The 21,374-nt window shown below is 38.1% G+C and carries 17 protein-coding genes; 2 read left to right on the forward strand and 15 right to left on the reverse strand.

Annotated features, from left to right (window positions below):
- Positions 1 to 15: 15 nt before the first annotated feature.
- The 4 genes from rpsI to pnuC all read right to left on the reverse strand — a co-directional run bounded on the left by rpsI (position 16) and on the right by pnuC (position 2,481).
- Complete coding sequence (gene rpsI / locus ACFE6N_RS17745; RefSeq protein WP_039481187.1) at positions 16 to 402, reverse strand: 30S ribosomal protein S9; 387 nt, start codon at positions 400 to 402, stop codon at positions 16 to 18.
- Between the two features lie 3 nt (positions 403 to 405).
- Positions 406 to 849, reverse strand: coding sequence for a 50S ribosomal protein L13 (gene rplM, locus ACFE6N_RS17750; protein WP_039481184.1), 444 nt, complete (start codon positions 847 to 849; stop codon positions 406 to 408).
- Positions 850 to 1,214: 365 nt separating this feature from the next.
- Entirely contained in the window at positions 1,215 to 1,745 is a 531-nt protein-coding gene (locus tag ACFE6N_RS17755) for an ORF6N domain-containing protein (RefSeq protein WP_378938598.1), read from the reverse strand.
- 55 nt (positions 1,746 to 1,800) lie between these two features.
- Positions 1,801 to 2,481 carry a nicotinamide riboside transporter PnuC gene (gene pnuC / locus ACFE6N_RS17760; RefSeq protein ID WP_378938600.1) on the reverse strand — a complete coding sequence of 227 codons (681 nt, stop codon included), beginning with the start codon at positions 2,479 to 2,481 and terminating at the stop codon, positions 1,801 to 1,803.
- Positions 2,482 to 2,629: 148 nt separating this feature from the next.
- On the opposite strand from pnuC, the gene ACFE6N_RS17765 reads away from it, so the two are divergent.
- Both ACFE6N_RS17765 and ACFE6N_RS17770 read left to right on the forward strand, forming a co-directional pair.
- Entirely contained in the window at positions 2,630 to 3,709 is a 1,080-nt protein-coding gene (locus tag ACFE6N_RS17765; protein ID WP_378938602.1) for a mechanosensitive ion channel family protein, read from the forward strand.
- Between the two features lie 271 nt (positions 3,710 to 3,980).
- Positions 3,981 to 4,436, forward strand: a complete 456-nt coding sequence (locus ACFE6N_RS17770; protein ID WP_378938604.1) for a hypothetical protein — start codon at positions 3,981 to 3,983, stop codon at positions 4,434 to 4,436.
- Between the two features lie 63 nt (positions 4,437 to 4,499).
- On the opposite strand, the gene ACFE6N_RS17775 is transcribed toward ACFE6N_RS17770, so the two are convergent.
- The 11 genes from ACFE6N_RS17775 to ACFE6N_RS17825 all read right to left on the reverse strand — a co-directional run bounded on the left by ACFE6N_RS17775 (position 4,500) and on the right by ACFE6N_RS17825 (position 21,147).
- Positions 4,500 to 6,794 carry a Tex family protein gene (locus tag ACFE6N_RS17775; RefSeq protein WP_378938607.1) on the reverse strand — a complete coding sequence of 765 codons (2,295 nt, stop codon included), beginning with the start codon at positions 6,792 to 6,794 and terminating at the stop codon, positions 4,500 to 4,502.
- A 630-nt stretch (positions 6,795 to 7,424) separates the two neighbouring features.
- On the reverse strand, positions 7,425 to 7,793 hold the full coding sequence (locus ACFE6N_RS17780; RefSeq protein WP_244278782.1) for an iron chaperone: 369 nt from the start codon (positions 7,791 to 7,793) through the stop codon (positions 7,425 to 7,427).
- Positions 7,794 to 7,826: 33 nt separating this feature from the next.
- A complete protein-coding gene (locus tag ACFE6N_RS17785) occupies positions 7,827 to 10,061 on the reverse strand; it encodes an alpha-N-acetylglucosaminidase (RefSeq protein ID WP_378938610.1) in 2,235 nt (744 codons plus the stop codon).
- A 194-nt stretch (positions 10,062 to 10,255) separates the two neighbouring features.
- Positions 10,256 to 11,242 carry a pyruvate dehydrogenase complex E1 component subunit beta gene (locus ACFE6N_RS17790; protein WP_090982977.1) on the reverse strand — a complete coding sequence of 329 codons (987 nt, stop codon included), beginning with the start codon at positions 11,240 to 11,242 and terminating at the stop codon, positions 10,256 to 10,258.
- Positions 11,243 to 11,585: 343 nt separating this feature from the next.
- Positions 11,586 to 12,143, reverse strand: coding sequence for a GNAT family N-acetyltransferase (locus ACFE6N_RS17795; protein ID WP_378938613.1), 558 nt, complete (start codon positions 12,141 to 12,143; stop codon positions 11,586 to 11,588).
- Between the two features lie 209 nt (positions 12,144 to 12,352).
- On the reverse strand, positions 12,353 to 15,208 hold the full coding sequence (locus ACFE6N_RS17800; RefSeq protein ID WP_378938615.1) for a PD-(D/E)XK nuclease family protein: 2,856 nt from the start codon (positions 15,206 to 15,208) through the stop codon (positions 12,353 to 12,355).
- A gap of 9 nt (positions 15,209 to 15,217) precedes the next feature.
- Positions 15,218 to 15,748, reverse strand: coding sequence for a DUF1016 N-terminal domain-containing protein (locus ACFE6N_RS17805; protein WP_378938618.1), 531 nt, complete (start codon positions 15,746 to 15,748; stop codon positions 15,218 to 15,220).
- Position 15,749: 1 nt separating this feature from the next.
- A complete protein-coding gene (locus ACFE6N_RS17810) occupies positions 15,750 to 18,968 on the reverse strand; it encodes a UvrD-helicase domain-containing protein (protein ID WP_378938621.1) in 3,219 nt (1,072 codons plus the stop codon).
- 85 nt (positions 18,969 to 19,053) lie between these two features.
- Entirely contained in the window at positions 19,054 to 19,569 is a 516-nt protein-coding gene (locus tag ACFE6N_RS17815; RefSeq protein ID WP_378938623.1) for an endonuclease domain-containing protein, read from the reverse strand.
- 83 nt (positions 19,570 to 19,652) lie between these two features.
- Positions 19,653 to 20,444 carry a ThiF family adenylyltransferase gene (locus tag ACFE6N_RS17820; protein WP_090982986.1) on the reverse strand — a complete coding sequence of 264 codons (792 nt, stop codon included), beginning with the start codon at positions 20,442 to 20,444 and terminating at the stop codon, positions 19,653 to 19,655.
- A gap of 46 nt (positions 20,445 to 20,490) precedes the next feature.
- Complete coding sequence (locus tag ACFE6N_RS17825; protein ID WP_378938626.1) at positions 20,491 to 21,147, reverse strand: TatD family hydrolase; 657 nt, start codon at positions 21,145 to 21,147, stop codon at positions 20,491 to 20,493.
- Positions 21,148 to 21,374 lie beyond the last annotated feature (227 nt).

Here is a 21,374-nt window from a genome sequence, read left to right on the forward strand (position 1 = left end):
TGTTGCCTCCTGTGATTAACGTTTACTGAATTGGAATTTCTTACGGGCTTTAGCACGTCCTGGTTTTTTACGCTCAACCATACGCATATCACGCGTCATCAGGCCTTTAGCACGTAATGCAGGTTTTTTCTCCGCATCTAGTTCAACAATCGCTTTAGCAATAGCTAAACGAACAGCTTCTGCTTGTCCTTTTACTCCACCACCTTGTACGTTTACAGTAATATCGTAACGGCCAGCAAGTTCAGCAACTTCTAAACTTTGGTTTACGATATATTGTAAAGGTAAAGTAGGGAAATATTCTTTGTGATCTTTACCGTTAACGGTAATTGCGCCAGCACCATCTTTTAAGTAGATACGTGCAACAGCTGTTTTTCTTCTTCCTGAAGTGTTAGTAACTGACATTTCTTAAAGTTTAATGGTTTTTGGAGATTGAGCTGCATGAGGGTGGTTTGCACCAGCATACACAAAAAGATTGGTGTATAATTTTTTACCCAATTTAGTTTTCGGTAACATACCACGTACCGCTTTCTCGATTACACGTTGAGGGTGTTTCGCCATTAATTCCTTAGGAGAAATAAAACGTTGACCACCTGGATAACCAGTGTAAGAAACATATTGCTTTTCGCTGAATTTGTTTCCTGTCAATTTAACCTTGTCTGCATTAATAACAATAACGTTATCACCGCAGTCTACGTGTGGGGTGTACTCAGGCTTGTTTTTACCACGGATGATCATAGCGATCTTCGATGACAAGCGCCCCAAAATCTCGCCTTCCGCATCAACAACAATCCACTGTTTGTTTACAGTTTTAGCATTGGCCGAGACAGTTTTGTAACTTAACGTATTCACTTGCTTGTATTTAATTTATTAAACAATTTATTATTCCCATTAAATTTGGGACTGCAAAGATAGATAGAATACTTTTATTATCAAATAGTTGGAAGGAAAATTTTTGATATAAAATATCTTTACTGTGAACAACGCAGCGATATAAAAATGCAATAGTTGTTCTGCTAAAGTAAAACCACAGCCCTTCTGGTTGCTTCCATCTGGTTTATGCTAATCTTAATTTGCTGTCTGCTGAGGTTTAAAACAACTGTTCATCATTTACTGATGCTTCGTGTCTCCGAATGACATCGTGAATAAGCTAATGCAAATTACCAGGATATCGTTGCAATCCTGGTAAGCAAATATTACCGGATTATATGCGGCTATTACAGATCATCAGGCATATATCCAATTCTTTTCCTTGGCTCGATTTTCTTATCAATGAGTTTATCCAGATAGGTAAAAACCAGTTCGATGTTTTTATCCTGATTGCTTACTTTATGCTTAATTTCTTCGATTTCAAGTTTAAGTTCACCGCTGTCAATAATAAATTGCCGTATTCGGGAAAAAATCCTGACAATCTGGATATTTACCTGGATAGCCTGCTTGCTATTTAATACGCTTGACAGCATCAGTATGCCATGTTCGGTAAAAACAAAAGGAAGTTTTCTTCTACCGCCCCAACTTGAAGTCGCAATTTGCGACTTCAAGTTTAACCACTCTTCATCAGTGAGTTGAAACATGAAATCTTCTGGGAACCGATCAGGATTTCTACCAACCTGCTCATTGACACGTTTAGTCTCTACGCCATACAACTCCGCCAGATCACTATCCAGCATCACTTTTAGGCCTCTTAACCCGTAAATTTTATTAACTACATTATCAGGGATGATAGGAAGCATCTGTTTTGCTGTCATATCATTTAGGATTTAAGTTAAAGATAAAAAAATGTTTTGTAAGTCGAAGTCAGATCTATAAATCTTCAGTATTCGATATTGTTTTACTGTAACCCTTGTATTCCTTAATCCAGTTCCATAAGGCAAAGCCTGCAATAATGGTAAAGATGAAATATTCAATTCCCATAAATTTAATCCCTTTTAGGAAATAGAGATAGGTGGCAACAATATCAATTATCAGCCAGATGATCCAACATTCTACTCTTTTTTGGATCATTAGGAAAGTGGTGATTACACTCATTACAAAAATAAATGAATCAACAAAAGGGTAAGCACTGGGCAAATTAAATAATAGAGGCAGCCAATTGTGGAGCTGACCAGCCAAAGTGCCTATTAATAATGTGCCAAAAATTCCAATGGCCAATAAATACATAAATTGCCTTAGGGGCATAAAGCTGATTTTAAGCTCCTTGTTTCTGTCTTCTTCTTCGGGTTTTGGATTTGTCCATCGCCACCAGCCCATTATGTTGGTTACAAAAAAGAAAACCATTAGAAACATATCAGGATAAAGCTGACTTTGATAATATAAAAAGGCGGATAAAAATACATTTATAATACCTGCGGGCCAGCTCCAGACACTGGCTTTTGCTGACAGGACAACAGAAACGATTCCCGTAATTACAGCGAAAAATTCCAGATAGCTCAATTTATAGCCAAAAACTGTGAAAAATATACTGTGGGCATCGAAGAAATTCATGTTTATCTTTTGAGGATGTATAAAATGCTAATGTAGATAATTTATTTGCGGCTAATGGTTTTGCATTGACAAACAATCCAAAAATCTGGCTGTTATAAACAATGTCAAATGGCTTACCGCCACATTTATTAACCAGCAAATTTCGTTTATGCAGTATCTCGACCAGCTTTTCGGTTTCCCTATTCCTTTGTTTTTCAAGAACCTCATTATTGGTTTTATAGCGGTATTTCTTGGTATTTTAATCAGGTTTATTATTCATAAAACTTTTATCCTGCTTTCCCGCTGGTGGGATTTTATTATTATTAAATCAACAGTAAAGCATTTGAAGAGGCCTATTGCTTTGTTTATTCCTTTACTGTTCCTCAATTTTTCCTTAACGCTGATGGAGATGTCGCCAGCCTACCGCCTTCCAATAAGCAAGGCATTGGAAATCGCACTCACGATTATTTTTGCGCTGATTTTGGTGCGGGCCATTAACGTTTTAGAAGACTATTTTTACCTGAAATATGATCTAAACAAAGAAAATAATTTAAAAGAGCGTAAAATAAGAACACAGTTGCAGTTTGTTCGAAAGTTTATTGTTTCACTTATTATTTTGGTTACTATTGCTATTATTCTGTTGAGTTTTGAAAGCATGCGAAAAATCGGGGCGGGGCTGCTTACAGGCGTTGGTATAGGAGGGATTATCATCGGTTTTGCAGCACAGAAATCGCTTGGTAATTTGTTGGCCGGTTTTCAGATTGCCTTTACCCAGCCGATAAGAATTGATGATGTGTTGATTGTGGAAGGGGAGTGGGGTAAGGTAGAAGAAATTACATTAACCTATGTAGTCGTTAATATCTGGGACCAAAGACGTTTAATCCTGCCAATTACCTATTTTATCGAAAAGCCATTCCAAAACTGGACACGTGTTTCGGCTGATCTGCTCGGAACAGTTTTTTTATACCTTGATTATACAATTCCGATTGAACCAATGCGACAGGAGTTGACAAGATTGCTGAATGAAAATCCTTTGTGGGATAAAAGGGTAAATGTTGTACAGGTTACCGACAGTATTAAAGACGGAACCATCGAGGTTCGTTTTTTGATGAGTGCTTCGAATTCGTCGAGGGCTTTTGATTTAAGGTGCTATGTAAGGGAAGCAATGATTGCTTTTATTCAGCAAAACTATCCTGATAGTTTACCTAAAAAAAGATTAGAGCTTCGGGATAAGTTTGCGGGGTTGTAGTTTCAAAATCAAACAGAACGGGTAATTATTCAATTCCATGGCAGATTTAAACCTCTTAGCAGCTGCTGAGCCTGGGTTAATAATTGTAAATTCTTTTTCGCAACTGTAATTTTAGGACATTGTATATCATAATAAACATTAAATAATAAGATGTTATCGAAAAACTACCTAAAAACAGGTAGTTCCGTTTACCGGGAACATAGTATTTTAATTATAGTTATTAGTCTTGGCACTTAATTGGCATAAATGCTAAGAAAAAGACTAAAAACCTATGAAAAAAATTTCAACATTATTATCTCTTGCTCTTGTTTTTTCGCTACTGTTTTCTTGTAAAAAGGATTCAGAAACAACTCCTTCAAAAAGTGGTAAAACTGCAAAATTTACCATTACTGCAAACGGTGTGAATGCAACAGACGATTACGTTTCTTTCGTAATTGTAGGCGGTGATACTAAAGGCACTAAAACCATCTGGAAGGTAAATGGCGTGACCAGAAACAATGAGGCTGCTATTTCTTTAGGTAAAGACGATTTTACGGGGAGTACCAAAACCTATGTAATAGAGACCATATTGCCAGTTGATGTGATTAGTGCAAGTGCGCAGTGTATTAACTTTAATACCAGTTATCAGATCAGTTATAAAGCGGAGATTGATGGCAAAGTGGTTACCAATGATGATGGGGTTACCGTTGATGTTAATAAAGATTATACCCACCAGTTCGATTATTAATTGCGCTCCAGTAATTCTCTAACTGAAGCGGCACAAGCTTGCCTGTGCCGCTCAGTAACTAAATTATTTGAACATCCCTTTCAGTTTTGCCAATTTTTCCTGTAAATCGCCATCAGCATCTTTTGGTTCATTACGCGGCTTGAAGTTTGGTTTGTTATTATTATTAGATTTGAAATTCTGCTTAGGTTTCTGCTCCTTCGGCTCCCGATTCCGGGCTTCTGACTTCGGATTAGCTTCAGTCTTCATTGACAACGAAATCCTTTTACGGGCTACGTCAACTTCCATCACTGTAACTTCGACTTTTTGGTGCACTTTTACTACGTCATTTGGATTAGCGACAAAACGGTTTGCCAGCTGACTGGTGTGTACTAAGCCATCCTGGTGTACGCCAATATCAACAAAAGCTCCAAAATTGGTAATGTTGGTTACAATGCCTGGAAGTTTCATCCCTACTCTCAAATCAGAAATCTCATTCACCCCATCGGTAAAATTAAAAGCCTCAAACTGTTCGCGTGGATCACGGCCGGGCTTTGCCAGTTCTTTTAAAATATCTGTTAATGTTGGTAAACCGATTTCGTTTGTAACATATTGCTGTAGTTTAATCTGTTTTTGCAATTGCGTATCTTTCATTAAAGCAGATACCGTAGTGCCAAGGTCTTTAGCCATTTGATCTACTACTGCATAACGTTCAGGGTGCACACCGCTGGTATCCAAAACATTTTCGGCATTGCGGATACGTAAGAAACCCGCTGCCTGCTCATAAGCTTTATCACCTAACCGCGGTACCTTTTTTAAACTTTCGCGGTTTTTAAAAGCACCATGGGTATTCCTATAATCAACAATGTTTTTTGCTAAAGTTGGGCCTAAGCCGGAAACGTATGCTAAGATCTGTTTTGAAGCGGTATTTAATTCTACTCCCACCGCATTTACCGCACTGATTACGGTATCATCTAAACTTGCCTGCAATTTATTCTGATCAACATCGTGCTGATATTGGCCAACGCCGATGGATTTTGGATCAATTTTAACCAGTTCGGCCAGCGGATCCATTAAACGGCGACCAATTGAAACGGCTCCACGCACGGTAATGTCATGCGTAGGGAACTCTTCTCTGGCCACTTCTGATGCCGAATAAATTGAAGCACCACTTTCGTTAACCATCACGATGGTAATATTAGTTAGATTTAATGTTCTGACAAAAGCTTCAGTTTCCCTTCCGGCAGTGCCGTTACCAATCGCGATAGCTTCAATATTATGCTTTTCGCAAAGTTGCCGGATAGTAAATTCGGCGTTTTTCACATTTCCCTGTCCGGTATGCGGATAAATTGCTGTATTCTCTAACAACTGACCTTGTTTATCTAAGCAAACAACCTTGCAACCGGTACGGAATCCTGGATCGATAGCCATTACATTTTTTTGTCCCATCGGAGCTGCCAATAACAATTGGCGTGCATTTTCGGCAAAAACCCGGATGGCTTCTTCATCTGCTTTTTGTTTGGTAAAAACGCGCAACTCTGTTTCCATGGCAGGCTCAAGTAAGCGCTTGTAGCCATCTTCTAAAGCTTGCTGTACCTGTTTGGAAGCCGCATTATTGCCTGCAATAAACTGGTTTTCGAGGATCGAGATGGCCTCTTCAACCGGTGGAAGTGCATCTAGTCTTAAAATCAGCTCTTTTTCGCCCCGGCGCATGGCCAGAACACGGTGGGATGCAGCTGTTTTAACGGGCTCACTCCATTCAAAATAATCCTTATATTTAATACCCTCCTCTTCTTTGCCTTTGATTACTTCTGATTTAAAAACAGCCTTTTCCTGAAAATAAGCCCGCATTTTGTTGCGAGCCTCTGCATTCTCGGCGATCATCTCGGCAAGAATATCTCTTGCGCCAGCTAAAGCTTCATCAAGCGAATTCACCGCTTTTTCGGGATCGACAAATTTATTGGCTTCAGCAGCAAGGTCAAAGTCGCGCTGTTCGAGAATTTGTAAAGCCAAAGGTTCTAATCCTTTTTCTTTTGCAACCGATGCACGTGTCTTACGTTTCGGCTTATAAGGCAGGTAAATATCTTCAAGAAGCGAAATGGTTTCCGCCAGGTTAATCTGTTCCTCAAGTTCGGGTGTTAACTTGCCTAGCTCGGTCATCGATTTTAAAATCGCTTCGCGGCGTTTGTCCAAATCACGTAATTGCAAAACCCGATCGCGGATTGCGGCCACCTCGACCTCATCTAAGCTGCCGGTCGCCTCTTTACGGTAACGGGAAATAAACGGAACAGTTGCGCCTTCATCTAATAGATTTATGGTTGCAGTTATTTGTTTTTCTGCAACTTTTAATTCGGCTGCAATTATTTTATGGTGAGTTAACATATCCTAAATTAAGGTAGCAAAGCTAATCAGGATTTGCGGGATTTTTGAGACCAATTTTTCCACGAATAGTAGTGGAAAAGTTCAGTTATGTAAAAAACAGTTGAGATAGATATGATAAAGATCTTTTAAAGTGATTCTACTATTGGCACAGTATTTGTTTTTCTAAATCGGGCTAACCGAATATATAACTTTAAAAATTGATGTCTAATTTATATCCCCGATGTTGGAAATGCAACACACCATATCACTATCAAATACCCAGGCCTTGGTTGATAAAAAATCTATTTTTTTTCCTCCCTATTAAAAAATACTTTTGCCCTCATTGCGTGACTGCCAGATATGCCTGGATAAAGTCGGAAACAGGAAAAGATTATTTAGATACTGAAAATGCTGTGAAGACTAACGAGAAGAAAAATAGGCGAAAAAAATAAAAGATATTTTTCGAGTAATCAATATTGCAATATCATGTTATGGTTGCAAGGGAACATGTTAAGAATAATAATCTTAATGTGATTAATATTCTATCATGAGATCGTCATCCTGTATATATTTCAGCGCCGTAACATTGTACCATCGTGCTAACAGGCCGCTATCCAATTTGCTAATAAGGTAGCCTATCATTTGATGATTTTATTTTTTTACTTTTTCCAAATCCTTTTCCGCTTTAAATTTTGTGATTCTGGTAATTAAGTCTAAAGGTAAAGGCTCATTCAAAGGAAACTGAACAGCACCTTTACTCCATTTAAAGTCGGAAAATTCAGCTTTAAAGGCCTCGATTCCATCGCCGGTGGGATAAAAGCCAATATGTTTTTCATAAGCAGCGAAATATACCAAAACCTTGTTTTGCTTAAAGGCAGGCATTTTGTAGCTGATTACTTCCACGGCATCCGGTGCTGCATTTTGTATGCTTTTTCGAATCTGTTGTAACATTTCCTGCGTTTTTATTGGAAATAGTGCAATATATTCGTCGATGGTTTTTGGTTCTGTTTTCTCCATCATCCTGTAGGTGATTTTATTTAAACCCTGTTCAATTTAAAGATATGGTATCCATTTTTTATATAAATCTTCACAAACTTTAATAGTGTTCGGAGTGGGGGTTGGAGAAAAAGATTGCGTGCTGTGATTTTTATCGGTCCACTCCCAATCAAATTTTGCGCGCTTTTTGTCGAAACTAGCCATGTCGGGTTCATTTCCTGATTTAATAGTCTTTCTTAATTCATCGAAAAATAGTTCCCACCTTGGTTTATAGTAAGTGGCTATTAAACCTGACCAATCTTTTGCAGCATAATCTGTAATTCCATTTCCTTCGCCACCCCAGGTTGTAATGAGTACCCTTGCACTTTTTTCGTAGTAATTTTTCTCTTCATCAGTTTTTCCGAAGCTCCTGGCATCGTCTATCCATTTTCCAAGCATTAATTCGCTTTGCGTTGCCGTTAAGCTATTCACATCATCACATAGTGATAAAAAATGTTGTGTGTATTGGTTAAATAATTTTTCGTCTTTTGCATAGTACGCCTTTGCAATGGTATCTCTAAATGATAATGCTAAATTTACCAGTACCTGTTTTTCTAGCATAACTAAATCACGTTCAAAGCGAGCGTTCCTATTCGACTCTTCATTCGCTTGTAGGAAAACTGGTAAAATTGAGGCTAGTGCTGAATAATCATAACTGCTTAAAGAAGAGTATGAACCATTTCTTTTTAACATCGGTTTCGATTGGATGATATTGCCCAGACCAACTCCAGATACCTGGCTGTTGTAAATCAATGGAAGTAATTTAGCCCAACCTGCTTCAATAATTTCATCTTTATTTCCAGTGCGGCTGTTTGCGTAATCTTTAATCCACTTTGTAGTATTTTCTGCATCAGCATTCCATGCATAGTCAAATAACCATTCAAACATAAAATCGTTCACTCCGAAACCTTCAAGTGTTGTTCCAATACCTGTCATCTGTCTTTTGTTTGGATCTTTTTCGGCAGCTGGAAGAAGCTTTGATACTTTCAATAATGGAGCTGCTAACTGAGTATTTCCGCCGAAATTTCCCAGATAACACCAAATATAAGGAGCATCAAAAAAGGCATCTGTTGTTCTCCATAACTCTGCTTTCTCTCCAAAATATTCTAAAATTATCATTTTGTTCTTCGGTACCGCCTTTATCATGGCTTCTAAAGTAGGATTGTTCCAATGCTTTCGGTCATAATAAAAAGTCCAACCCATTTGGATCCAAACCGCATCTTTATCAACCGCTTTCATTCCACTATAAATGGTTCTTGCAACATTTGCTAAATAGCCTGGTTTCCAGCTTGGTGGATCCATCTCATTAAACGGATCAGCACCGTAAAAGTGGTCAGTTCCAAATAATTTCTGTTGTTCTGTCAGGTATGCTTTCTGTATCTTGATAAACAACGGATCCATCGGATCTAGAAAATAAGCATCATTTTGTTTCCCTGTATCGTACGAACCCAGGTTTGTTAACTTGATATTAGGGAACTTTTGTTTTAAATCAAATGGAACATGGCCCGCGAAAGCAGGAAGAACTGGTTTCATTCCGAAGCTACGCTCTCTTTTCAAGATCTGTTTCTGAAGCTCAAATTGATTATCGATAAAACTTTGTGGCAATGGGCCTAACCACCTGTCCAGGTTACCCATTCTTTGCCATGCCAAGTGAGACGGACCAGTAAAAAATGCCCTGCTTTGGGCCTCCGTCATGCCAAATTTCTTCCATACCTTCTGCCAGACATATTCTTGGCCGGTTATCGCAAGGGGCATGTTTATACCATTCAGTGCCATCCAGTCAATTAGTCTCTCCCAATCTCTCCATTTCCACCATAAAGTAGTATAGCCGAATGTGCAATAATTTAAGAAAAACCGATTTTCGAATCTACAAACTTCGGCAACCGGACTTGAAACTTTTGGGAATTGTTTTGGAATTTCGATTTTATCATTCGCATACCATGTTATTGATGTATGACAATATGTTTTAAGATAATGGTTTAAGCCCTTAGCTATCGATAAAGCATTAGTTCCTTTAATTAAAATTTTATCATCCTGACTAGCTAAATAGAAACTATCAACCCCTTTCTTATCAGCAATAGTTTCGATTAGGAAGGAGTTCGAATTACCAGGCAAAATACGTTCTATAAGGGCATAGACTTCAGAAGTTTGCGTATTGGAAAAACGATTTACTAATTTGTTAACAGCAAATAGATTTTCATTGATAGTTAGGATGAATAAGCAAAGTGCAACACAAATTTTAATAGTTTTCATTAGCGCTTTTTTGGTTACACAAATAAATCAATTTTTTTTAAACGGAAAGAATTATTCCTTAAACTGGTTAATAAATTGGGATGATTTGATATTTTAATGTTACTGTAAAAAAAAATCCCCCAAGTTGCTTGGAGGATTTATATCTAAATAGGTTCTTCGTTATGCTCAGAACCAATAAACTATCGGATGATATTCTACTTTTTAACGTACATTACTTCTTTTACCGCTTTAACAACACGTTCTGCATTTGGTAGACTCGCTGCAATTAAAGTTGGTGAATATGGAAGTGGAACATCTGCACAGGTAATACGTAGAACTGGTGCATCTAAATAATCGAATGCATGTTTTTGTACCATGAAGGCAATCTCGCCGGAAAGCGACGCTAACGGCCAAGCCTCTTCTACCACTACCAAACGGTTTGTTTTTTTAACCGATTCGATAATGGTTGCATAATCAATAGGACGTACCGTACGTAAATCAATCACTTCAACGTTAATTCCTTCTTTGGCTAACTCTTCTACAGCAGGATTTACCACACGTGTTAACATTTTACCAAAAGTTACAATGGTTACATCTGTGCCTTCTTTGGTTACTTTAGCTTTACCAAGTTCGATATAGTATTCTTCTGCAGGAACATCGCCTTTATCGCCATACATCACTTCCGATTCCATAAAAATAACCGGATCCGGATCAAGGATTGATTGTTTTAATAAACCTTTTGCATCGTAAGGAGTAGCCGGAACCACCACTTTTAAACCTGGTGTGTTAGCATACCAGTTCTCGAAATTTTGAGAGTGTTGTGCACCTAACTGACCTGCGTTACCGGTTGGACCACGGAAAACCATCGGGCATGAAAACTGACCACCGCTCATTGATAAGATTTTAGCCGCTCCGTTGATGATCTGATCGATCGCAACTAAAGAGAAGTTAAATGTCATGAACTCTACAATTGGAATAAGGCCAGCTGTAGCTGCACCAGTTGCAATACCTGCGAAACCTAATTCGGCAATCGGGGTATCGATAATTCGTTTTGCGCCAAATTCATCAAGCATACCCTGACTTACTTTGTATGCACCGTTATATTCTGCTACTTCTTCACCTAATAAAAAAACGCGGTCATCTTTACGCATTTCTTCGCTCATGGCTTCGCGAAGTGCTTCTCTAAATTGGATTTCTCTCATTGTAAATTTTAATAACGGTGGCAAATATAATTATTAATCGCTTTGAAACCAAAGGCTAAAATGCCTATGTTTTGTAATAATTATAAGTGTTTTGTCTAATTAGTTAATGTTTTTTTAACCGATTTTTTTAATAATTCCGGTAATGAGGAAATATTATTGGGCAATTCCGTTTTTGTTGGGCTTTTTTGTATTAATATTGGTGCTTTTTACGAAATAACTACCTCTTGCACTGCAGTTATTTGGGGCGGATTGCAATGAGGTAGCGAACCATGAAGTGGGAAGCAAAGCTAAAGTTATTTAGCGTCTTTCATTTCAGCCATGATGACGACTACATTATTTAGCATTAGTGGTTTGGATTCAATAATCCATAAATTTCACTATCAATAAACCGGCCTCTGAAATAATAATCTTGTTTAAAATGTGCTTCCTTTTTAAAGCCATGTTTGATCAGCATCTGTCTGGAAGCATCGTTTTCTACATTAATATTTGCACTGATGGTGTGCAGGTTAACTTCATTAAATCCAAAATCGATGGTTCGTTTCAAGGCTTCAGAGATAATTCCCTGCCGCCAATAATCAGGATGTAGCATATAACCAATCTCTGCCCTATGGTTGGCGAAGTCGGTACGCCAATATCCGATAGAACCAATCATTTGCCCCGGCTCATCTTTTAAGGCTATTACCCAGGCCAGGTTATCCCCATTTTCGTAGCCATTTCTAAAACGGGAAATAAAATCTTTAATTTCAAAAATATCATTTGGTCTTTCCCTGTCGATATATTTCATTACCGTTTCGTTGGTACGCATGGCAAAAAGTGCTTCGGCGTCAGCAAGATCATGTTCGCGGAGGATTAGTCGTTCGGTTTCGAGTATGGGAAAATTGGTGAAATTTAAGGTTAGCATTTTCAAATTTAAGAGATTTAACCGCAAAGCACGCAAAAGTTTTAGCAAAGCATGCAAAGTTTGTTTTACCACAGAGAACACAGAGATCATTAAGCTAATGTTTCAATGCAACACGGTGTACGCTGTGCTTTTTCCTCAGTGTGCTCGGTGGTTATTTTACTTTGGATTTAGCGCTCTTTGCGGTTTACTTCATTTCTTTGCGGTTGCAACTATTTCCCAAATAAAGTTTTATAAATAGAATATTTGTAGTTTTCCTCAACTTTGCTGGCCACAAAATAGGGAGCTTCGAAGAGTTCGGTCAGCTTTTTTCTTAATTCATCAAGAAATTCCGGTTTAATCTCTTCCAAATAAGCTCCTGATAGCGTTTGTCTGCCCGATTTAAACCATACGCCGTCTACACTCATGGTTTTTACCACATACAGATTTGGTTCTACAAAACTTTTGCCCGAAAACTGTTCGTAAGCATAGGTGTATAATAAGGTCTGGATCAGTGCTTTATTGATATGTTTGCCATCAGAATTGAACAACTCGGGAATATCTTTAAACGTCAGCTTGTCGCTGCCAGTTTTATAGTCTATAATTTTCGTCACGCCATTTTTAACATCCACACGATCAATAATGCCAAAGATTTTGATACTGGCTTCTTTTCCTCGTAAGGGGAAACTGATCTCGGCCTCTACCTTTTGTTCAAGACTAATGATCGTAAATGGGGTTTGTGCTTCGTCCTGATTTAAAATGATATTTACATAAGCCTCTACAATAGATAAAATAACCTTTTGCATGCCTTTGTATTCCATGATCATGTCAGGGTTTTTGAACATGACAGCATTGAATGCTTTTTGGATCAATGCTGGTACCTGTTTACGTTTCTCTTTGATATGCCCTGCAGTAATTTCAGCAGACCTTAGATCCTCGTAAAAATACTCCATCACTTTGTGCAGAATGGAACCGATTTCGTTGGCTTCTACCACTGCACTGATCTCTTTGGGTTCTTTAATACCCGCAATGTAATTGAAAAAGAAATCTATGGGATTAGAAATGTATTGGGTAAGTGCAGAAGGGGAGAGCACCTTCTTTTTATCCAGGTATTTTTGAAGTGTTTCCTGAATAAAGGCGTTATTGGTTTTCTCGATTTTTACTTCCTTAAAAGGCTCGGTTTTTACTTCCAGATTAAGTTCATTATAGGTAAAATCAAAATCACTTTCGTACTCCAGTTGCTTTAAAATTCTGCTGGCTTCACCTGAAGTAGATTCGTCAGTTAAACTGTTATAGACAAAATTGATATTCTTTGCCCGTTGTAATAGACGGTAGACCATATAGGCTGAAATGGCATCAAGATTTTCAAGAACCGGTAGGCCATAAACACGACGTATAGAATCTGGAATAAAGCTATTGCCAATGGATGATTTAGGGATGATTCCTTCATTAAAACCCAAAATCACCACCTTATCGAAATTCAGGTTCCGGGTTTCAAGCAGTCCCATTACTTGTATGCCATTTAAAGGATCGCCTGAAAGCGGTACTGCAATAGCCTGTAGTGATTTTTGTACTAGGTAAATTACAAAAGGAATTTCTTCTTTACCGATGTGGTTGCTAAAAGTATCATGCAGCCTGTTTAATTCTTGTATAGTTTTTACAAATAATTCCGCATCGATTTTTTTGAGTGTGTTTGCATTTGATAACCGGGTTAACACATAATCCAGTACATCTAACAAATTGGTGACCACGTGCTGTGGATCATCGATTTTCTTATAAAAAGCTTCGAACAGCCCACTTTGACGTAAAAGGCGTTTATGATCGATCTCTACCTGATTTTCTTCCAATAATGCGGTTAAAATTTTATCGCGCATTTTTTGGCTAAGGCCCGTTAGTGGATGTGTTAAAAAAGCTTCAACATTTTTGTAACTTACTTTATCCCGCTGTAAAATCTCCAGCTGACTTATCAACCACAAATCAACCAAACCAAAAATACCTGAAGTTGATAACGCAAAACCCATAGTTACGTTGAGGTCAATCGCTTTTCCATTCAGGTTAGTGGGGATCGTTTGCAGTGTGGGGATCAACAGGCCTTCATCTGCTAAAACCACTACTGTTTTTCCAACCGTTTCCGCGCTGGTATAATCTTCTTCTAAAATATTATTTAGTATTTTGGCCTGCGCAGATTGCCCCTGGACCTTAAAAACATTTACCTGGTGCGGAGCAGATTTCATTAAACTTTCCTGATTGGCAAACTCATTCTTCAAGCCAAGTTGATTGATGTTTTTACGAAGAAACAAGCCTGCTTCCTGCGAAATATCATCTAAATAATACGCATCAGCATCGAAATAAAATAGCGCTTTACCTGCTTCCTGTAACTGGGTAAATATTTTGGCTTCGGCACTGCTCAAAGCATTAAATCCAATAAAAATGATCTTGCCCTTATCAAAATTCGAGATGAATTCCTGATGACGGGTAATATCATCAGCCAGATACCTGTAAACAGAACCATTGGTTAAATAACCTTGCTCTTTAAGTGTTGCGTGGTATTTATGGTAAAGTTTCGGCATCCTGCGCCACATCTTAATAAACAGTTCCTGCTGCTTTTTATGTTTTCCTTCGGAATAAGAAGTCCAGAATTGGGCAAGAAACTCATATTGCTCCGGGCTTAAATAATCGAAATCTTTATTGATAACTGATATATCTTCCAGATCGCGGTATAATTTTTCTGCATCAACCAAATCGGCATCAATCTGATTAAAATCGCTTAAGATAATTTTTGCCAACGGAAAAAACTTATGACTGGAAATAGTTTCCAGTTTTTCTTCTGCAAGTAGTTGGTTATAGATGCGGTGTAGCGTAAAAAACTGCAGGTAAAAATCGGCAATTTTATAACTCGTAGAACTGGCAAAGAACTCCTGTATGGTAAAAAAAGACGGACTAAAAAATGGTTTGCCGATAATATCTGCAAAGTGCTTCTGTAAATAGGCCGATGGCCTTTTATTGTTGAAAACGATTGCGCAGTTCTCCAGCTGATTTCCAAACCGGGCAACTAAATCTTCGGCAACTTCCTGTAAAAATGGTTTCATGTAGCTATTTTAATCGATCCCTTGGTTTTTTAATTGCAACTCGATAATTGCTTTATCGTTTTCAATCCAATCTGCTAACTGTTTATCGGTAGGTAAATACATTTGATCTGCCTCCCTTAAATAATATGTCCTTGCCAGAACATCATCAACCCTCTTGATTAGTTGGTGGTGTGTCCAACTCAAATTGCTACGCAGTGCATATGATATTTCATTTGCTTGACTATCAGTTTTTTGAGAAATGCTACGCACTGCGTAGCAAATTTGCTCTTCGGGATAAGTTAAATAAAATTGTCTAAAATTTCTAAGGTTAGCATATGAAAATCCTTTGCCAAAAGCTGTTGTAAGTTTTTTAGATAATGATTGTAAAATTTCGTCCCCATAGGAAGCTTTTACATTTCCTCCCTGTTCGTTTTCAACTATTTCTTTGCCGATTTGCCAATAAGAAATTACCATAGCTGTATTAACTGCTTTGTAAGCATCGGACCGATATCTTTTCAGTATATTTAGTATGTTGCCATATAAATCGTTTGCTTTTTCCATATTATACTAATTTCAATTTGCCTTTAACTGCATAGAAAAGATAGGTTTTGATATTCTGGTAACCCATTTCAGTAAGTAAAACCTTATAATTACTGACTTGTTCAATATGTTTATCGCTTTCTTCCAGGGTAAATTTATAATCAAGGATAATCACCTCGTCGTTGTTGATCAAAACCCGGTCAGGGCGGTGCAGTTTCCCATTGGTATCGATAATGTTTTTTTCTACAATGCTTTCGCTTGCATTACCCAAGATCTCTTTGAGCTCAGGGTGTTCCAATACTTCAAGTGCGGATGAGATTAATTTCTGTTTTTCCTCTTCTTTGATAATTCCCTGCAAAACAAGGTTGGCGGTATAATCATCGACTTCTTTCTGTGTGTTGGCACTGGCCAGGATATCGTGCAGCAACGAACCTTTTCTTCCTGATCTTTCAATATTCACCAAATGTTTTAAGTGTTTGTCTTCAGATGGGATGTAAAGTTCTGAAAGGCGCGTTGTAGTTGGATAACTATTTAGGTTGATGAAATTAGCGTCTTCAAACTTATTTTCAACAGCTACAGGCTCTACAATTTCGTACACGCCGTTTTCATCAAACTGCTCATCAAAAGTGAAATTGATGGCATCGCCCATATTGGATAATTTCAATTCCTTTTTAGCCATCGTAGCAATGTAAAGATAATCTTTGGATCGTGTAGTGGCTACATAAAGCATATTCAACGCATCCATGTTGTTGTAAAGCAGCTCTTCGTAATAGGCTTTCGCAATAGCCGAATCAGCCAGCGCTTCATTGTATTTTAGTGGAATGCCTTTTAGGTCCTTGTAAACCGTCTCTTCTGAAGATACCCAGAAATTGCCATTGGCTTTGCCCTTGATTTCCCAATTACAAAAAGGTACAAAAACTGCCCTAAAAGCCAGGCCTTTCGATTTGTGGATGGTAATGATCTGTATGGCATCAGCCCCATCCGGAGAAGGCAATGATTTTTTAATGCCATCTTCTTCCCACCAGGTTAAAAATGAAAGAATACCTTTTTCACCAAGTTTTGCGGCTGAGGCGGTTAAATCTCTAAACGCAAGTAGGTAAGGTAGGTTGGTGGTGAGATTTTTTAAGCCATAACTTTCAATTAAAATCTCTACCAGTTCAGGCAGGGGTAGCTGTAACCAGCTTTGCCAGTTTTCGCATAAAGCAACCGGTAAAACCGTGGTAAGCGTGCTTAAAGGTTTATTAGTAAGGTTGAGGTAGTAACTGGCATCAATCTCTTTGTCATGTAGGGCATGGTAAAGTGCTATACAATTGGCTTTGTATAATGCTGTTTGTGCTTCTAAGCCAATTAATACTTTTAGCGTATTGATAATGAGCTGTATGGCCGAATTGTTGGAAATCAATAATGCATCTCCTGACAAAACAGGTAAGTTATGCTCCATTAATTTTTTAACAGTAAGTAGGGCTTCGCTGTTCGACCGAACTAAAATGGCAACATCTTTTAATGCATATTGCTGTTGGTTTTTGAGATCATTTATTTCTTCAACAATATCGTTTAACGCAATATCCCTAAAAATGGTTTCTGTAAAACGCGATTCATTCGGTGCATGGTCTTTGCCAAACTTTTTAATCTTAATTGTTCCACCTTTTAAGGTATTCGTAGCAAAGTTCTGGGTAGAGCCACTGTAGATGTCGGTTATAATCTGCTGGTAATTTTGTTCTTGCCACCAGTTGGCAATGCTTTCAGGTTTGGTGGCCAGATTTTCATTCAGTTCATTCTGCAGGGTTATGGGAATGGCCTTATAAAGGAAATTATTAAATGTAATGATATTTTCGGCACTCCGGTAATTTTCAGCTAAACTTTCTTCCAATACATTTTCTGCACCAACATCTAATTTCGCATGTTTGTGCAAGATGTTCCAATCGCCATTGCGCCAGCGGTAAATAGATTGTTTGGTGTCGCCAACTATCAGGTGATCGATCAGATCCTGGCTCGGTGTAGCCATAGCATTGGTCAGCAGGGATTTAAAGCTTCCCCACTGACTGGTAGAAGTATCCTGAAATTCATCGAACAGAAAATTACGGTAACGGTTACCTACTTTTTCCCAGATAAAGGATGGGTTATCTCCGGCATCTTCAGTAATTCCAGAAATCAGTTTTTGTGCATCGCTGATCAGCAGGTTATCATTTTCGGCCCTATATTCTTTTAAAAGCATGGCGATTTCCTGCATTAACCTTAAATAATAAAGATTCTTATTAAAGGCAATAGCCAGACTGTAGTTTGGTAAATGGGTTAAATAATGCGTTTTTAACTTTTTTAGTATCGGATTTACCGTATCATAGGCTTCAGGGAAGTTTGCATTTTTCTGAAACCATTCATTAGGCTCATCAATGAGGTTAAAAAGTGGCTCAATCTTCGAAAAATCGCCCCTGACAACAAGAATAATTTTAGCCAGCGGACTTCTCGATTTCCCCTTCAGGTGCTCGGTTTCCACACCGATTACGTTCAGCGCTTCGTTTGCCTCTGTTGCCAGCGAAACCAATTCTTCTTCAAAGTTCTTGATCTCTGCCTTGGTAATGCTGATGTATTTTTTAAATAATTCATCAATGTTTTCTAAGCCAAGCGTGTTAACCGCATCTTCAAAAATCTGGAAACGTTCGGAGAAAATTTCACCAATCAGATTGTAAAGTTCGAATTTATAGTTCCAGCTCTTGTTATCGCTAATGCGCTCAATGGCGAGGTCGATAATCCATTGTAACAGCTGTTTGTTATGATCTAAAGCTTCATCCAGTTTGTTTACCAGGTCATCTTTTACCTTGTCATAATTCATTTCTAAATTATAATCGGCATTTAAGCCCAGTTCAAAAGCAAAACCCCTGATTACTTTTTGAACAAAACCATCAATGGTACTTACCGAGAAACGGCTATAGTCATGCAGGATTTTACGGTATATTTTATCTGCCTTGATCTGTAACTCTTGCGGATTTAATATCGGATAGGCTTGTAAAATAAGTTTCCGATAGTCATCAGTTTTTTTTGATGAGTCGCCTTTTGCCAGTCCAAGTAGCACTTCCAGTATCCTGGTTTTCATTTCTTCTGTAGCCTTATTGGTGAAGGTTACGGCCAAAATTTCCCGATATTTATTCTCGCTGCTAAAAAGCAGGGTAAGATAATGTGCGGTTAAACTGAACGTTTTACCGGAACCTGCAGAGGCTTGAAGAATTTTGAGGGGCTGGGGCATATTGTTGTATTTATTCCCCTCCTTTGGAGGGGTGCCCCTATGGGCGGGGTGGTTAAATTGTTATTTGGATGTATCTAAATATTAATTAAGGATGTGTAATCCCATATTCCTGGATAATATATTCCTCCAAACCCATCATTACAAAATCCATTTGTTTCCTTACATCATCAACCGTAATCCGGTAAATCTTTAATCCTAATGAAGTTAAATATGTTTCTCTTCGTTTATCATAAACCTGTTTATAATCATGACTGCTGCCATCAATTTCAATTACTAAACCAAGATGCTTGATGTAAAAGTCAACGATGTAATTTCCAATTATACGCTGCCTGTCAAAATCTATTTTATGAAATTGCTTTTTGGTTACCTGCATCCAAAATAATACCTCAGGTAAATTCCCAGCTTGCCTAAGTGCTTTTGCCCTTTCTTTTAGTCGAGGTTGATAAGGTAACTTGATTATTGGTGCTGCCTTTAGTGTTGTCCCATTAATTATAATAACCTTTTGTAATACACTTTTCAACACCCCGTCCTCCGGACACCCCTCTGGGAGAGGGGAATGCTGGGCGCCTAAATCGGAAGGAGTATTGCTGATATCATTCATGTTTTTGCTTCGGGTTGTTACACTATTCTAAATTACAACAATTTAAAATTTTTCCGAAATCATGATATCAACAATGCGCCCATTTACGGTTTTTTCTTCTTTTTTGCTAATGTTTTATGGCTGATCCTTGCAGGCCTTTCGGCCATTTCAATTGGGAGGCCAAGCAAATCGCGGATTACTACCGATGCACATGCACCACCAAATGCTGCCGGCAGATAAGAAACTGTACCATAAGCAGAGCGTTTAAAATTGCTCCCATCAGTCATGATCATAGAATTTTTATCCATTTCTTCGGTAGAGAAAACAGCTTTTATTTTTGCCGCGTTGGCAAGTTTATTCAGCCGCTTACGCACATAACTGGCAAAAACACATTGATAAGTATCCGGAAGCAGTGTAATTCTTAAACGGGTAGGATCCATTTTACCACCAGCGCCCATTGAACTTACAATGGGAATATTTTTTTCCAAAGCGGTTCCTAACAATGTAATTTTAGGCATCACACTATCAATACAATCCATAATGTAATCGAAATCGGCTTCTAAAATTTCCCTGCATTTCTCTGGCGTAAGAAAGGTATTAACCACATGCAGTTTTAATTCGGGATTTATGGACAATAAACGTTCCTGCATAATGGCAGCCTTGCTTACTCCATGATTGGTAGCCAAAGCAGGTAATTGCCTGTTTCGGTTGGTGGGGTCAACCACATCACCATCAACAATCGTCATTTCTCCAATTCCGGAACGGCAGATAAATTCGGCGGCAAAAGAACCCACCCCACCTAAGCCGATTACCAGAACATGTTTTGATTGAAGTTTATCTATCCCATCATTACCTACAAGCAGGGCAGAGCGTGAAAGCCAGCTAACATCAGACATATTTGTGTATTTAGCTGTATTCTTCGACAGGCTCAGAATGACAGCGCTATATTAAATTTAGTTTATTCCAGTCTGTAAAAATACGAGCTTTGAGTTCATCTACAGTACATTTTTTTAAAATGGCTGCTGCCCGGTAAATTTCCTCAATCGAAATATCAGCATCATCCGTTTCCAGGAAAAAATTACTGGTGGTTTGAATCAGTTTCGCTGCACCGGAGTTTTCTTTTAAGATAGTCAAACCAAAAGAAAGTATAAATCCTTTATCCAGCAGTTGCTTGCCAAGTTCCTCGTTTTTATTAAAGCCATGGATAATCATAGGTACTTTTACCCTTAAGCGGTCTTTAATCTCGATTAATTCAGCGAAACATTTAACACAATGCAAAATCAAAGGTTTTCTGATCTTTTCTGCCAATTCGATCTGTTTTTCCAGAATTATGATCTGATTCTCCAGGTTTTCGCCCCTTAATCGATCCAAACCACACTCACCAATCTGTTTTACATTGATTTGATTGGCTACGACACTTAGGTATTTCATCTGCTGGTCAAGATGTTCAATTTTAGCAAACCATGGATGTAAACCAACTGAAATAGGTTTCGTTTTCGGCATGGCTAAAAAGATATCCTGGGTTAGTGACAGGCTTTGAATGCTGGTTATCCCGGTTTGAGTGGCAACTTTATGTGTATGTATATCTAGGAAATCCATTTCTAATGCAAAGATAGTTAAATGTAAAATGGACGATGTAAAAGGATTAATAGAAAAATGCGAATGGTTTTAAACCTTTCCGCAACACCAGGTTCTGTTAATGACCAATGACCAATGACCAATGACCAATGACCAATGACCAATGACCAATGACCAATGACCAATGACCAATGACCAATGACCAATAATGTTGCTTCTCTGTAAAGAATTTGCGAATAATCTATTAA

The sequence above is a fragment of the Pedobacter sp. BG31 genome (assembly GCF_042464845.1).
GTDB classification, from domain to species: Bacteria; Bacteroidota; Bacteroidia; order Sphingobacteriales; family Sphingobacteriaceae; genus Pedobacter; species Pedobacter suwonensis.